At 68.6% G+C, this 14204-nt stretch carries 15 protein-coding genes; 11 read left to right on the top strand and 4 right to left on the bottom strand.

The genetic code is table 11. The annotated features are described in order from the left end of the window. The first annotated feature begins 45 nt into the window (after nt 1–45). The 5 genes from EDD41_RS10435 to EDD41_RS10455 all read left to right on the top strand — a co-directional run bounded on the left by EDD41_RS10435 (nt 46) and on the right by EDD41_RS10455 (nt 4330). Nucleotides 46–231 (top strand): hypothetical protein, encoded by a 186-nt coding sequence (locus EDD41_RS10435; RefSeq protein ID WP_094763444.1) that lies wholly within the window; start codon nt 46–48, stop codon nt 229–231. Between the two features lie 13 nt (nt 232–244). Then, nucleotides 245–601 (top strand): TadE/TadG family type IV pilus assembly protein, encoded by a 357-nt coding sequence (locus EDD41_RS10440; RefSeq protein ID WP_170165323.1) that lies wholly within the window; start codon nt 245–247, stop codon nt 599–601. Next, nucleotides 598–1044, top strand: coding sequence for a TadE/TadG family type IV pilus assembly protein (locus EDD41_RS10445; RefSeq protein WP_094763446.1), 447 nt, complete (start codon nt 598–600; stop codon nt 1042–1044). The genes EDD41_RS10440 and EDD41_RS10445 overlap by 4 nt, the downstream gene beginning before the upstream one ends. After that, complete coding sequence (locus tag EDD41_RS10450) at nt 1041–3818, top strand: AfsR/SARP family transcriptional regulator (protein ID WP_123575852.1); 2778 nt, start codon at nt 1041–1043, stop codon at nt 3816–3818. Before EDD41_RS10445 ends, EDD41_RS10450 begins: the two co-directional genes overlap by 4 nt. Before the next feature lie 119 nt (nt 3819–3937). Beyond that, nucleotides 3938–4330 carry a YccF domain-containing protein gene (locus EDD41_RS10455; RefSeq protein WP_123575853.1) on the top strand — a complete coding sequence of 131 codons (393 nt, stop codon included), beginning with the start codon at nt 3938–3940 and terminating at the stop codon, nt 4328–4330. A gap of 26 nt (nt 4331–4356) precedes the next feature. Here the strand turns inward: EDD41_RS10455 and EDD41_RS10460 are convergent, their stop codons facing one another. Beyond that, nucleotides 4357–5049 (bottom strand): SGNH/GDSL hydrolase family protein, encoded by a 693-nt coding sequence (locus EDD41_RS10460; protein WP_123575854.1) that lies wholly within the window; start codon nt 5047–5049, stop codon nt 4357–4359. Between the two features lie 82 nt (nt 5050–5131). Here EDD41_RS10460 and EDD41_RS10465 point away from each other — a divergent pair, with 82 nt between their 5' ends. Then, nucleotides 5132–5686, top strand: a complete 555-nt coding sequence (locus tag EDD41_RS10465) for an NADPH-dependent FMN reductase (protein ID WP_123575855.1) — start codon at nt 5132–5134, stop codon at nt 5684–5686. Nucleotides 5687–5704: 18 nt separating this feature from the next. Here the strand turns inward: EDD41_RS10465 and EDD41_RS10470 are convergent, their stop codons facing one another. From EDD41_RS10470 to EDD41_RS10475, 3 genes are all read right to left on the bottom strand, one after another. After that, on the bottom strand, nt 5705–6535 hold the full coding sequence (locus EDD41_RS10470; protein WP_170165324.1) for a fructosamine kinase family protein: 831 nt from the start codon (nt 6533–6535) through the stop codon (nt 5705–5707). Further along, nucleotides 6535–6930 carry a hypothetical protein gene (locus EDD41_RS16870; protein ID WP_170165325.1) on the bottom strand — a complete coding sequence of 132 codons (396 nt, stop codon included), beginning with the start codon at nt 6928–6930 and terminating at the stop codon, nt 6535–6537. The genes EDD41_RS10470 and EDD41_RS16870 overlap by 1 nt, the downstream gene beginning before the upstream one ends. A 76-nt stretch (nt 6931–7006) precedes the next feature. Next, on the bottom strand, nt 7007–9055 hold the full coding sequence (locus EDD41_RS10475) for an MMPL family transporter (RefSeq protein ID WP_123575857.1): 2049 nt from the start codon (nt 9053–9055) through the stop codon (nt 7007–7009). Nucleotides 9056–9205: 150 nt separating this feature from the next. On the opposite strand from EDD41_RS10475, the gene EDD41_RS10480 reads away from it, so the two are divergent. From EDD41_RS10480 to EDD41_RS10500, 5 genes are all read left to right on the top strand, one after another. Beyond that, on the top strand, nt 9206–9673 hold the full coding sequence (locus tag EDD41_RS10480) for a MarR family winged helix-turn-helix transcriptional regulator (RefSeq protein ID WP_211336633.1): 468 nt from the start codon (nt 9206–9208) through the stop codon (nt 9671–9673). After that, complete coding sequence (locus EDD41_RS10485) at nt 9673–10569, top strand: 2-dehydropantoate 2-reductase (RefSeq protein WP_123575858.1); 897 nt, start codon at nt 9673–9675, stop codon at nt 10567–10569. Before EDD41_RS10480 ends, EDD41_RS10485 begins: the two co-directional genes overlap by 1 nt. A 308-nt stretch (nt 10570–10877) precedes the next feature. Then, on the top strand, nt 10878–12101 hold the full coding sequence (locus EDD41_RS10490; RefSeq protein ID WP_123575859.1) for an arginine deiminase: 1224 nt from the start codon (nt 10878–10880) through the stop codon (nt 12099–12101). A gap of 64 nt (nt 12102–12165) precedes the next feature. Beyond that, nucleotides 12166–13173: an ornithine carbamoyltransferase gene (gene argF / locus EDD41_RS10495; protein ID WP_123575860.1), complete on the top strand. Its 1008-nt coding sequence runs from the start codon at nt 12166–12168 to the stop codon at nt 13171–13173. A 6-nt stretch (nt 13174–13179) separates the two neighbouring features. Then, complete coding sequence (locus EDD41_RS10500; RefSeq protein WP_123575861.1) at nt 13180–14160, top strand: carbamate kinase; 981 nt, start codon at nt 13180–13182, stop codon at nt 14158–14160. The last annotated feature ends 44 nt before the right edge of the window (nt 14161–14204 follow it).

Consider the following 14204-nt stretch of genomic DNA (forward strand, 5'->3'; position numbering starts at 1 on the left):
GACAACTGAAAGGCCACACCAATACTGCAGGTGAAAGGAAGAACCATGAACCACATCGCCCACCTCGTCGGCCTCGTCATCACCGTCCTCAACCCCCAACCGCTGCGGCGCAATGAACGGGGCCTGTCCCAGTCGACGGAGAACGCGGTCCTGCTCGCCGGCGCCGTGCTCGTCGCCGGTCTGGTGATCAAGGCCGTCACCGCCTATGTCAGCCGCAACATGCCCAAGTGAGGTCCAGATCCCCATGTCCACCGATGAACGCGGCCTGTCCGAGAGCCTCCAATGGGCCGTGCTGCTGCCCGTGGTGATGCTCACCGTCCTGGGCATCATCCAGTCCGGCATCTGGTTGCACGGCCGAAGCGTTGCGGCCAATGCGGCGCTGGCCGGGGCGGAGGCACAGGCGCTGTCCGGTGCCGGCGGGGGGACCGGGGCGCGCGTCGCCCGGGAGGTTGCCGAGCATGGCGGCCTGCGTGAGGTCCAGGTGCAGGTGGGGGGTGGGCGCGATGTCTCGGTGGCGGTCACGGCGCGGGTGGACACCTTCTTCGACCTGGGGCGTTCCCGGGTCATCGCCCACGCCGAGATGCCCCGGGAGTTGCCATGACGCGCCCGGGGACAAACCGCCGCAGGAACGAGCGCGGGGCCGTGGCCGTCGAGGTGGTGCTGCTCGTCCCGGCCCTGGTCCTGCTGTTGGGCGTCTTCGTCGCCGGGTGGCGGCTCTGGTCGGCCAGGACCCAGGTCACCGATGCGGCCGCTTCAGCCGCCCGCGCCGCCACGCTGGAGACCAGCGGATCGGTGGCCCGGGCTCGCGCCCATCGAGTGGCCCGGACCAATCTGGAGGTTCTACGCGTCCCGTGCGGCAGTTCCACCATTGATGTCGATGTCTCCGGCTTCGCGCGGCCACCGGGACAGCCTGCCCAGGTCCGGGTCGACGTCGGCTGCACCGTCGGGCTGGGAGACCTGCTCGTGCCCGGCCTGCCAGGCAGCTGGAGGGTCCACGGCACGGCCAGCCAGACGATGGACACCTTCCGGGAGCGGCAGCCATGAAGCGTTTGGTGAGGGGGTTGGGCTCCTTGGTCGTGCTCCTCGCCCTGGTGGCGGGAGCGCCGATGGCGCTGCTTCGAGTGGGGCGGACGGATGCCCTGTCCGGCATTGGCCTGGACCAGCTGCTCTTCGTCGCCGACACGGGAGCGGTGCTGCTGCTGGCCCTGACACTGGTGGCCTGGGTTGCATGGTTTGTGGTGGCCGCCAGCGTGATCGCGGAGGTGGCGGCGTTGCTGAGCCGCGGTCGGATCCGGGTCCGCATCCCCGGAGGCAGCTGGGCACAGCCCACGGTGAGTGCCCTGGTGCTGGCAGTCGCGGCCATGGTGGCCTCGCCCGTCGGGGCCGCCACCGCCCAGTCCACGGACCGGACAAGCAGTGCACCCGTGGTCGCGAGCGCCACGCGACAGCCGGCAGCCGATCCTGTCCGGCCGGCGCCCACCCCACCGGCAGGTGACGAACACGAGGACTCGGTCCACCACCGTGTGGCGGCGGGTGAGGACCTGTGGACCATCGCGGAGACCTGGTATGGCGATGGCACCCGCTGGCGGTCCATCGCGTCGGCCAATGACCTGGACCCGGAGGCGGTCCTGCCCGTGGGGATAGTGCTCCGCCTCGACGGTGTGACGTCCCGCCCCACCTCCGAGCCCATGCCCGAGGAAGTGGCCGTCGTCGTGCGTCCCGGAGACACCCTCAGTTCCCTGGCCCAGGAACATCTCGGGGACTCCGCGCGATGGCCGGAGATCCAAGCAGCGAATGCCACACGCGTCGTTGACCCCGACGTGATCCGGCCCGGCTGGCGCCTGGTCCTGCCCGCCGTCGCCCCCGAGGGGACAGCTCTCGGAGCCGCCGCCTCACAGGGCCCGGCCGCCACGAAGGATCCGGTGCAGCGGGTGCCCACGGCTCCTGCGGCGCCCGTCTCCTCCGCGCCGGCGCAATCCCCGGCCGACGCTCCGGCTTCCATTCCCCACTCGGATCCGGCCCAGCAGGCAGAATCCGCCCCGCCCACCGCACCTGGTCCGCAGGCAGGACAGACGCTCGGGGCGGAGAAGACCTCCGATTCGCAGGAGCTGGACCCGGCACTGGCCGCGGTCGCAGCCCTGGGAACGCTGACCGCGGCGGCACTCAGCAGTGCCCTGGTGCTGCGTCGGCGCGCCCAGCTCGCACAACGCCCGGTGGGAAGGCGCATGGTCCTCCCGGAGCCCGAGAGCCTGCACATCGAGGCGGCACTGGCCCGAACTGCAGCCACCGCCTCCGACGCCCCCGCCCACGCCACCTACGCGGACGTGCTGCTGGGATCCCTCGACGACGGCAGCCCGGTGCTGCATGACCTCGAGGCCGCCGTCACCACCGTCGTCGTGGGTGAGCCGGACAGGGTGGACCAGGTGGTCGCCGCCGCGGCCACCGGCATTGCGCTCCAACCCTGGTCTGCCGAGTCCGGGCTGGTGGTGGCCGGCCGGATGCCATGGATCGATGCTCTCGACGAGCCGCAGGTGCAGTGCGTCGAAGACCTCGAGAGGACGGTGGTCCAACTGGAACGCAGCGTTGCCGCCCGTCGTGTTGCGCTGGGCCGGGCGCGGCTCGCTGCCGGGGGCGGGGGCTCCATGGATGAGGTTGACCTCGCAAGCCTGCGCGAGGATCCGGACCGATGGGATGCCTGGGCACCATTGCTCTTCGTCCTGGCGGAGCGACCCACCACCACCCAGTGGGGTCGCATCGAACGATCCCTGTCCGGGTCACCCGTCGGCATCAGCGTGCTCGCGGCCGGAGCGCAGGTCGCCGAGGGCACCCCTCCCCACGCCGGGGAGGTGGTCGAAGTACACGGCGAGGTGGCCAGCCTGCGTGGCACCGGAGTCCGCTTCACCCCACACCTGCTCGACGCCACGGCGCGCCGGGCGCTCGTCGACCTCTTTGAGACCACCGCCGCAGCCCGCACGACGCCGGCGCCCTGGTGGTCACATGACGAGGACCTGCCCCCCAATCTCACGCTGTTCAACCGGCGTCGCCCAACCACCCACGAAGACCAGGAGGCGCCGGTGGACCCCACGGCCTTCAACCACCCCACGCTGCTACTGCTCGGCCCGGTGGACCTGCAGGGCTGCCGCGGCGAGGCTCCCACCAGGGCTCGTCGGCAGTGCGTCGAGTACGCCGCCTGGATCCAACAACACCCGGGGCGCACCTCGAGCCAGATGGCCCGCGAACTGATGGTGGCCGAGACCACCCGCCGTTCCAACATGAGCCGGCTGCGCAACTGGCTCGGGACCGATCCCGACGGCCAGCTCTACCTCCCCGACGCCTATTCGGGCCGCATCGAGCTGCATCCCGCCGTCACCAGCGACTGGGAACACCTCCAGCTGCTGATCGGTACCTGGATCAACCGCACCAGCACCGACGGACTCGTCGAGGCCCTTGGCATGGTGCGCGGTGCGCCACTGGCCGACGCAGCGCCGGGGCAGTGGCACTGGGCGGAGGAGATGCGCACGGACATGGCCTCGGTGGCCCGCGACATCGGCCTGGTGCTCGCCGAAAGGGCGTTGGCAGAGCTGGACCTGGACCTCGCCCGCTGGGCCGTCAATCGGGCCCTGCGGGCAGCGCCAGGCGATGAACCGCTGATGCGCGCGCGGATCCGTACCGAACACCTCGCCGGAAACCGGCCCGAGGTGGAACGGCTGGTCCTGCAGACCACCCGGCAGGCCCGCAGCCTGGGGGTCGACCTCGACGACGAGACCATCGGCCTGGTCCAGGAGGTGATGGAGGGAAGGCGTCGTGCGCAGGCCTGACCGCTCTGGTCGGTAACCTCGGGGTGTCGGTCTCCTCATCGGCGCCATCCGACAACCCGTCGGCTGCCCCGGCATCACGTCAGCCGCGCTCGCGGAGGCCACCAATCGAAGGAAGGCACATGCGTACCCTCGCCAACATCATCTGGTTCCTGATGGCCGGCATCTGGCTCTGGCTCGGCTACGTCGTCGCCGGCATCCTGGCCTGCCTGCTCATCATCACCATCCCGGTTGGTGTCGCCTCCTTCCGGATGGCGAACCTCGTCGTGTGGCCCTTCGGTCGTACCGCGGTTCCTTCGCCCCACGCGGGTGCCATGACAGGGCTCGCCAATGTGGTCTGGTTCCTCATCGCCGGATGGTGGCTGGCCGCCCTGCACCTCGTCACCGCCGTCGGGCAGGCGGTCACCATCATCGGCCTGCCCAACGCCTACGTCGCGCTGAAGCTCATTCCGGTCAGCTGCTTCCCCTTCGGCAAGGAGATCGTGGACAAGCACCAGGCCCAGGCCTGGGGCTGAGCCGCTCGCCTCGTCCAGCCTGGGGCTCAGAGAAGGACCGCCACGGCTTCCGCTCGTCGGCGCAGGCCCGCGTCGCCCGGGTGTAGCCGATCCGCGGCGAAGTCCTCCGGGGTGGTGTCCATCTCCTGCAGGCTGACGAAGCCGATGTCTCGCTGCGCACACAGTTCCCGGGTCACCGCGTCCAACCGTCGGGCATCCGCGGCGAGCGAGGCGGACAGGGGCCAGCGCAGCAGCGGGGCACGCCCCATCGGGGGGCACCCGCACACCACCACCCGGCCCGCCTTGCGGGCCAGCAGGTCCAGGACCGCTGCCATCTCCCCGCGCCACTCAGCCACCGAATGCCTGGCCAGCAGGTCATGCATCCCCACCACCAGCACCGCCACGTCGCTGTGCGCGGGCAGCATGGGCACGAGCCGGTGGTGTACCCGCAGACTGGAGGCACCTGGTTCTCCGACCACCTGCCAGGAGACCTCGCCGTCGCGCAGAGCGGCCAGACGTCGTGCCAGGATCCCCGGCAGCCCGTCGGCCATTGACGTGGCCCCCGCTCCCAGCACCGTCTCGTCGCCCACCAGCACCAGGTGCTGACGTGGACCAGCACCGCCGGCACCCACGACACCGTGCGGCGCATCGGGTGGCAGCGGCAGCTCGTCGAGCTCGCCGATGGTGCGCTCGCCCTGCCGGACGGCCAACGGGCGCAAGGGTGACAGGTACCAGCTCATGGGCAAACCCTAGTGATGCAGGAATAATTCGAGGGGATCGCACGGTTACGCCTGTGGTACAGCATTCAACCAAGGAGTGGTCATGAAGATCGGCATCATCGTCGGAAGCACCCGTCAGAACCGCGCGGGCAAGCAGATCGGTGAGTGGGTCGCCGCTCGCGCCGAGGTCCGCACCGACGCCACCTTCGAGCTGGTGGACCTGGCTGACTTCAACCTGCCCTTCATGACCAGCCCCGTGCCCCCGGCCGCCCTCGGCAAGCAGTACCCGGAGCCCGAGATCCAGGCGTGGAGCAAGAAGATCGACGAGTTCGACGGCTTCATCCTCGTCACCCCCGAGTACAACCACGGCGTGCCCGCGGCCTTCAAGAATGCCGTCGACGTCCTGGGCTCCGAATGGATGAAGAAGGCCGTCGGCTTCGTCTCCTATGGCGCCGACGGAGGCGTGCGGGCCGTGGAGAACTGGCGCGTCATCCTGGCCAACTTCAACATCTATGACATCCGCAATGCCGTGAGCATCAACATCTTCACCGAGATGAGCGACGGCGCCTTCAGCCCCAACGAGCGCCGCGCCGCCGAGGTCAAGGACCTGCTGGACACCCTCGTCCCGGCCGCCCAGGCCATGGCCACCCTGCGCTGACCTGACCCCGGCAGCACCTCAGCGGGCCCTCGACACCAGGCTCTCGGCGATCTCGCCGGCCAGGTGCGGGGGCCTGCCTTCGTAGTAGACCCGGGTCCGCGGGTTTGCGAAGAGCGCCGACTGGGCCAGCACCATGTGGAGCTGGTGCAGGGGGATGAGCTCGCGCCACTCCTCGTCGGGCCGGTAGACCTCCGCCCAGCCGGCCTCGATCGCCTCCAGCAACGGCGCCTTGAACAGCCGCAGGGTCGCCAGGTCCGTGAGTGCGTGTCCGCCATGGGCCGCGGGGCGGGAGGTGACGACGCCGGACTCGGTGAAGGCTACGGTTCCGCGCCACAGATCGCCGTGGATCCGGGACGCACCGCGATGATCGTCGAAGGCACCGTCGCGCAGCAGCTCACACAGCCGCTCCAGGTGTCCCATTGATGCCGGGTCCAAGGACTCCGACTCCAGGGCCGCGCGCGCGGCCGGCATCAGCCGATGGGTGGCGTAGAAATCACCCCAGCTGCTGGGCACCTGCTGCGGAGACGACAGGGACAGTGGCTGGGCATCCAGGAAACCGTCGCCCTCCCACCCGGGCGGTGCGGCGCCGAAACCCGCGGCACCCGCCAGATGGGTGGTGGCAAGGCGCCGGCCGAAGTCCTCCGCGGCGGCCACCGTCCGGTGGTGGGGCATTCGTGCGGGCAGTCGAGTGGCCACCTGGATCCCGCCGGGGACGGCGTCGAGCCAGGCCAGACCAGCGGCGCGCCACTGTTCCGGCCCACGCGGCGGCGGGCTGGGAACCCGCTTGCGGGACTTCCTGGCGGCCTTCTTCGCGGACGCGTGGCTCTTCGTTGACTTCTTCTTGCCCATCAGGCGATCCCGAAGGAGAGCGAGCCGAACAGGACGCACAGGACGCTGCCCACACAGCCGAGCACCGCGCATACCCACGCCTGGTTGTGGCCCCGCCGGGCGCGCAGGATGCTGGCAACCGACGTGAGTGCCGTGACCACGCCCGGGCCCACCACCATCAGCGCCAACGCCAGCTGGTCTCCTGATGGTGCTGGGCAGCCGGTGGGGCATGGACGGGCCGTGCGGGCGGCCGCGATCCCGAGCATCGTGGACCCGATGCCGAAGAGCAGGGAGGTCACGACGGCCATCGTCACGGGCAGGTAGCGGGTGGAGGTGAGTTGCTGGAGTGCTCCGGCGTCGCGCGTCAGGTCGTCTGGCGTGCGGCCAGACAACAACTGATCGTTCGACTCGGTCATACGTCCATTCTAGGCGGGGTGGCCCGGGCTGGTGAATTCCACCAGTAGACGGGATTCTGCCGGATGGAAGGGGCAATCACGACGCGATGTTTGCCGGGCGCAGCTTTCGGGGCCACCAGAAGCGATCTCCCAGCACCAGGGCCAGGGACGGCACCAGCACCGTGCGCACCACCAGGGTGTCCAGCAGCACGCCGATGAAGATCACGACGCCCAACTGCGCCAGAACCACCAGCGGCAGGACGCCCAGGACCGCGAAGACGGCCGCCAGCAGGATGCCGGCGCTGGTGATCACGCCACCGGTGGCCGTCAACGAGCGCAGCATCCCTCGTCGGGAGCCGTGCTGCTCGGCCTCCTCACGCGCCCTCGTGACCAGGAAGATGTTGTAGTCCACGCCCAGGGCCACCAGGAAGACGAAGGCGTACAGCGGTACCTGCCCGTCCATCCGCTCGAAGCCGAGCACGCCGGTGAAGGCCCACCAGCCCAGGCCCAGCGCGGCCCCATAGGTGAGCAGCACGGTGCCCACGAGGACAACAGGAGCCACCAGGGAACGCAGCAGCAGTACCAGGGCGGCGAAGACCAGGCCCAGTACGACGGGGAAGATCACGCGTCGGTCCGTGGAGTTGCCGTCGGCCTTGTCCAGCCGCTGCGCCTCGCTGCCCCCGACGTGGGTGGACGCCAGTCCGTCCAGCGCCGAGCGGATCTCGCGCACCCGCTGCCCTGCGGCGGCGCTGCCAGGCTCGTCGGTGGTCACCACCTGGATCTCGACGACCTCGGTGCCGGTGACCGTCGGGCGCACGCTGCTCACGCCGTCCATCCCCTGCAGACGCTGGGTGACGGCGCCCACCTGCGACGGCGGCGTGGACACCAGGACGGGGTTGGCGGAGCCTGCCGGGAAGGACTCGGCCAGCCGCTGGGCGGCGACGATGGACTCGGGCTTCTTGAGGAACTGGTCCGCGTCGCCCAGGCCGATCCGGATGGAGCCCATGCCAAGGGCGGCCAGGAGCAGCACCAGGGTGGAGACGATGGCCACGGTCACCGGCCGACCCTCGACGAAACGTCCCACCTTGGCCCAGACGGAGTTGGCCTCGGTCGCGGCCGTCTCGCCGTCGTGCGGCACCCGGGGCCAGAAGATCCACCGGCCGAAGGTCACCAGCGCGCCGGGCAGCACCAGCAGCACGAAGGTGGCGGCCACCAGCACCCCCACGGCACAGGCCACGCCGAGCCCGCGGGTGGCGGGGAAGACCGACAGCAACAGGGTGAGCAGGCCGACGAAGACGGTGGCGGCGCTGGCCACGACCGGTTCGACGGTGCGCCGGGCGGCCACCCGCATGGCGTCATGGCGGCTGGGGTGACGGCGCAATTCGTCGCGGTAGCGGCTGATCAGCAGCAGCGCGTAGTCGGTGCCCGCGCCGAAGACCAGCACCGAGAGGATCCCGGTGGTCGACTCGTCCCAGGCCAGGTTGAAGCGGTTCAGTACGTGCGTGGCGAGCACGGCGGCCAGTCGGTCGGCGACGCCGACCACGGTCAACGGCACCAGCCAGAGCCACGGGGAGCGGTAGGTGACGACCAGCAGGATGGCGACCACCAGCGCGGTGGTGGCCAGCAGCTTGAAGTTCGCGCCGTCGAAGACGGCTCCCAGGTCCGTCTGGATGGCTGCGGGGCCGGTCACCTGGGCGGTGATGCCGTCGGGCAGCCCGCTGGAGGCCTGCTCGCGCAGTTCGCCGACGCCCTGCTTCAGTTCCGCGGCCCCGACGCCGTCCACGGTCACCGGCACGAGGACCGCGGTGCCGTCCTCGCTGGGGATCACCGGTGGCTTGGGCAGTCCGGTGATCTGCCCGGCCTTGGCGGCCAGCTTGCCGAGGGTCGCCGGCGCCATCTTCTCCTGGCTGCTGAACAGCACCATCGCCTGGCTGGAGGACTTGTCCGGCAGGGATTCCTGGGCCTTGGCGAAGGCTGCGGAGTCGCTGCCGGCGGGCAGGGAGTCGAGGCTGGTGCGGTGTGACTCCGCGTCACCCAGGCCGCCGGCCACTGCCAGGCCGATGAACAACAGCAGGAGTGCCAAGAGTGATGACGCGTGGCGACGCAGCCAGGGCTGCCGGGTGGGTGCTGGGGAAGCCGATGACATGGGCACACCTCGGTGTAGTAAATGAAACGTATTATTAATAAGATTAATCATAGAGCGGGTGGGAACGCAACAGCCCTGCCCGGCGGCAACCCGTGGATGCGATGATGGGGCGGATGCGTCCGCGGTGGACGGTGAGTGGAGGAGTGGACGATGGGGGACAGAGGCCACGGGGCAGTGCGCGCCGTCGTCCCGGACTGGGAGCCCTCGCCGGCCCTGGAAGCGCTCGACGAGCTCGTCCAGGTCTCGGCCGCGTCCATGCCCGCGGTCGCCCGGCGCGCCCAGCTCAGCGAGAGCGAGCTGCACGCCCTGCGACACCTGATGAAGGATGACCTGGGTCCCGCCGACCTCGCTCGCCTGCTGGGCGTCACCGCCGCCGCCGCGACGGGAATCGTGGACCGCCTGGAGGCGCACGGTCATGTGGAGCGTCGGCCGCACCCCAGCGATCGTCGGCGCACCATGGTGGACCTCACGCCGTCCGGTCGCACCCAGGCCATTGGCCTGCTGGCACCCATGTTCCGCTCGCTGGCCGAGGCCGATGCGGAACTGTCCGACGAGGAGCGAGCCGTGGTGACCCGCTTCCTGAGGCAGGCCACCGTGGCGATGCGGCAGGTGATGTGATGCGGATCGCGGTGATCGGCAGCGGCGCCCTGGGCGGCTACTTCGGGGCACTGCTGGCCCGCGACGGCCATGACGTCACCTTCACCGCCCGCGGCCAGCACCTCGACGCCATCCGCGCGAATGGCCTGCGGATCACCGGGCAGACCGAGATCCGGCTGGCCGTGGACGTCACGGATGACGCCGGCCGGATCGGCCCGGTGGACCTGGTCCTGCTGGCCGTCAAGGCCACCCAGCTCGAGGGCGTGCTCGCCAACCTGGAAGCACTCGTGGGCGAGCAGACCGCCGTGGTAACCCTGCAGAACGGGCTGGAGGCCCCCTCCCTCGTTGCCGACGTGGTGGGCCGGGATCATGTGCTTCCCGGCGTCGTCCGTGTCTACACGCGCATCGCCGAGCCCGGCGTCATCGACCACATGGGCGGCCCCGGCTCCATCACGATCGGTGAATGGGGCAATGCGGACACCGCGCGTGTGGCCGCGATCCGTGAGGCCTTCGCCTCGGCCGGGATTCCCAGCCCGGTGCCCGGAGACATCTGGCAGGACCTGTGGTGCAAGGTGATGCTCGTCGTGCCCACCGGCATGCTCGGCGCCCTGGCCGATGCACCGTTGGGGGTCCAGCGGACGGACCTGCGGGAGAACCTGGCGTCCATCATGGCCGAGGTCCGCCAGGTTGGTCTCGCCCAAGGTGTGGACCTGGCGGACGCGGTGGAGCAGACCCTCGCCTTTGCCGACCAGATGCCCGCCGAGGCCACCACCTCGCTGCATCGTGACCTCGACGCGGGGATCCCAGGGGAACTGGACCCGCTGGTCGGTGGCGTGCGACGCCTGGGGCGACGGGCCGGGGTTCCCACGCCGCTCTTCGACCTGGGTCACGCGCTGCTGGGGCGTCGACTGGGCTGACGGCGCTCTCGCTGTCATCCATCTCCCGGCTCTTCCGGGATTCCTCCGGCTGCCGGTGATGGTGGTGGAGGGGCCGGTCCGGTGCCATTTGCGTCGCATTTCGCAGGTGGCTGGGTGGTCATGCTGGCCCACGCATTCGGGTCACAACGCTTGAATTGTCATCCGAATTGGTTGAATCTGATACGCCTGTTCTTGGTAAAATGCCTAGTCAAAAACTATGCGTGAGAGATATATCTCAAACTCTTGTACGGGCGTATCACTTTGCACATACTGGGTTCATCGCCTCAACGACGAGGAAGGAAGATGCGATGAGCTATCAGGTGGGTTCGGAGGTCGGAGTCCTCAAGCAGGTGATCGTTCACAGGCCGGGCCGTGAGGTCACGCGATTGACTCCCCAGAACAAGGAAGCACTGTTGTTCGACGACTTGCTGTGGATGCAGCAGGCGCAGAAGGAACACGACTGGTTCACCAGGGTCCTGCGGGCGGAGGGTGCAGAGGTCCTCTATCTGCAGCAATTGCTGGCGGAAACCCTGGAGGTCCCGGTTGCCCAGGATTTCCTGCTCGAACGAGTCTTTGACGAGCGGATCTTCGGGCGCGACGGAGTGGAGTCCTTGCGCGGTCACATCGACACGCTCGACAGTGCGGATGTCGCCGAGCTGTTGATCGCGGGTCTGACCAAGCGTGAACTGCTGGAGTCGATGACGGTTCCGAATTCCATGGACATCCAATTCATGGACATGGATGACTTCGTCCTCAATCCCCTGCCGAACCACCTGTTCACCCGCGACACCTCCTGCTGGGTCTACGGCGGTGTCTCGATCAATTCGATGACCAAGCCAGCCCGCCAGCGCGAGACACTGAGCTACGAGGCCATCTACCGCTGGCACCCGCGTTTCGCCGACCACGACTTCGCCCTGTGGGGCGAGGGAACCAGCGAGGGGCGATCCACCATCGAGGGCGGCGACGTCCTGGTGATCGGCAATGGGGCAGTGCTGGTCGGACTCTCCGAGCGCACCGTCGCGATGGGCGCCGAGCGCATGGCACGACGGCTCTTCGAGGCCGGCCAGGCGGAGCAGGTGATCGCCGTGCAGATGCCCAAGGAGCGGGCACAGATGCACCTCGACACCGTGATGACGATGCTCGACCAGGAGAGCTTCATCAGGTACCAGGCCTTTGGCGATCGCAAGACGTGGGTCCTGCGCCCCGGTAAGGACGCGAACTCCCTGTCCATCGAGGAGCACGGGCCCGAGGACTTCTCCCAGGTGATCAGCGCGGCCCTGGGCCTGAAGTCGCTGCGAATCCTCACCCCTCCCTACGACGAACTGACCGCCCAGCGGGAACAGTGGAACGACGCCTGCAATGTCTTCGCCGTCGCTCCCGGCCGTGTCGTCGGGTACGAGCGCAATTCCCTCACCCGTGACTTCCTGACCAAGAACGGCATCGAGGTCCTGGACGTCCCGGGCGACGAACTCGGTCGCGGCCGCGGCGGCCCCCGGTGCATGAGCTGCCCGACCCTGCGCGAACCCCTCTGACAGAAGAACGCTCCACAGCAAGAACACACTCCGAAATACTCCCCGACCAGCCGAAAGGTCAACGATGACCCACCACGAATTGTTTGGACGCAGCTTCCTCAAGGAAATCGACTTCACCCGCGACGAGTGGCTCGAACTCCTGCGCCTTTCCTCTGAACTCAAGAAGTCCAAGAAGGAGGGCACCGAGAAGCAGACCCTCAAGGGAAAGAACATCGCCCTGCTCTTCGAGAAGACCTCCACTCGCACGCGTTGTTCCTTCGAGGTCGGCGCCTATGACCAGGGCGCCCAGGTCACCTATCTGGATCCGACCGGGTCGCAGATGGGGCACAAGGAATCGGTCCGTGACACCGCGCGGGTGCTGGGTCGCTTCTACGACGGCATCGAATTCCGCGGCAAGAAGCAGACCGACGTCGAGACACTGGCCGCCGATTCAGGCGTCCCGGTCTGGAATGGCCTGACCGATGAATGGCATCCGACGCAGATGCTGGCCGACCAGCTGACCATGCACGAGGCAAGCGGCAAGGACTACCAGGACATCGCCTTCGCCTATGTCGGCGATGCCCGCAACAATGTCGCCAACTCGCTGCTCGTCGCGGGTGCCCTGCTGGGCATGGACGTTCGCATGGTTGCCCCGAAGGAGCTCCAGACCACCGACGAGATCGTTGCGATGGGCACGAAGCTCGCCGCGGACAGCGGCGCCAAGATCACCGTCACCGATGACATCGCCACCGGCGTCAAGGGCTGTGACTTCATCTACACCGACGTCTGGCTGAGCATGGGGGAGCCCAAGGAGGTCTGGGACCAGCGGATCGCGCTGCTGAAGGACTACCAGGTCAACGCCGAGCTGATGGCTGCCACGGGTAATCCCGACGTCAAGTTCCTGCACTGCCTGCCGGCCTTCCACGACCGCAACACCGCAGTGGGCGAGGACATCTACCAGAAGACCGGCATGTCGGCGCTCGAGGTCACTGACGAGGTCTTCGAGGGACCTGCCTCCGTGGTCTTCGACCAGGCGGAGAACCGGATGCACACCATCAAGGCCGTCATGGTGGCCACCCTGGGCGAGTGGTGATCCACCATGCGTATCGTGATCGCACTGGGCGGCAATGCCCTGATGCACCGTGGCGACAAGCCTGACGCCACCAGCCAGATCGCCAATGTGGACCTCGCCTGCGCAGCACTCGCTCCGCTGGCGGAGGAACACGAGATCGTGCTCACCCATGGCAATGGTCCCCAGGTGGGGGTCCTGGCCCTGCAGTCCGCCAATGACCCGAAGCTGAGCCGCCCCTATCCCTTCGACACCTTGGGCGCCATGACCCAGGGCATGATCGGCTACTGGCTGCTGCAGTCCTTGCAGAACCACCTGCCGGGACGTCACGTGGCCTCCTTGGTGAACCAGACCCTCGTGCTCAGCGGTGACCCTGCCTTCTCCAATCCCACCAAGTTCGTGGGTGAGGTCTACACCAAGGAGGAGGCCGGGGAACTGGTCAAGTCCCGCGGTTGGGTGATGAAGGCCGACGGGGACCACTTCCGTCGCGTCGTGGGATCCCCCCATCCCCAGCGCGTGGTGGAGACCCGGCTGATCCGGACCATGCTGAATGCCGGTGCCGTGGTGGTCTGCTCGGGCGGTGGCGGTGTCCCCGTCGTGCGCAATGACCACGGGAAGCTGGCGGGCGTCGAGGCCGTCATCGACAAGGACCTCACCGCGGCGGTCCTGGCGGAGCACCTGGAAGCAGACTTCCTGATGATCCTGACCGACGTCCCGGCGGTGCTGCAGGACTACGGCACTCCCCAGCAGAAGCCGGTGCATCGGGCCACGCCTGCGAAGCTCCGGGCCCTCGGTGCTCCGGCTGGGTCCATGGGGCCGAAGATCGAGGCCGCCTGCCGGTTCGTGGAACTCACGGGTGACACGGCCGCCATCGGACGGCTCGAGGACGCCGTCGCCATCCTGTCCGGCGAGGCAGGAACCATCATCACCCCCGGTGGGGACTATGGCGGCCCGGATGACATCCGTCCGCCGCTGCCGCCCGCCGCGGAACCCAGGATCCGTCGAGCCTGACGGGTCCACCAACCCCCAAATACTTGGACGCACAAGGGGTGCGC

It is taken from the genome of Luteococcus japonicus, assembly GCF_003752415.1.
Classification (GTDB): Bacteria; Actinomycetota; Actinomycetes; order Propionibacteriales; family Propionibacteriaceae; genus Luteococcus; species Luteococcus japonicus.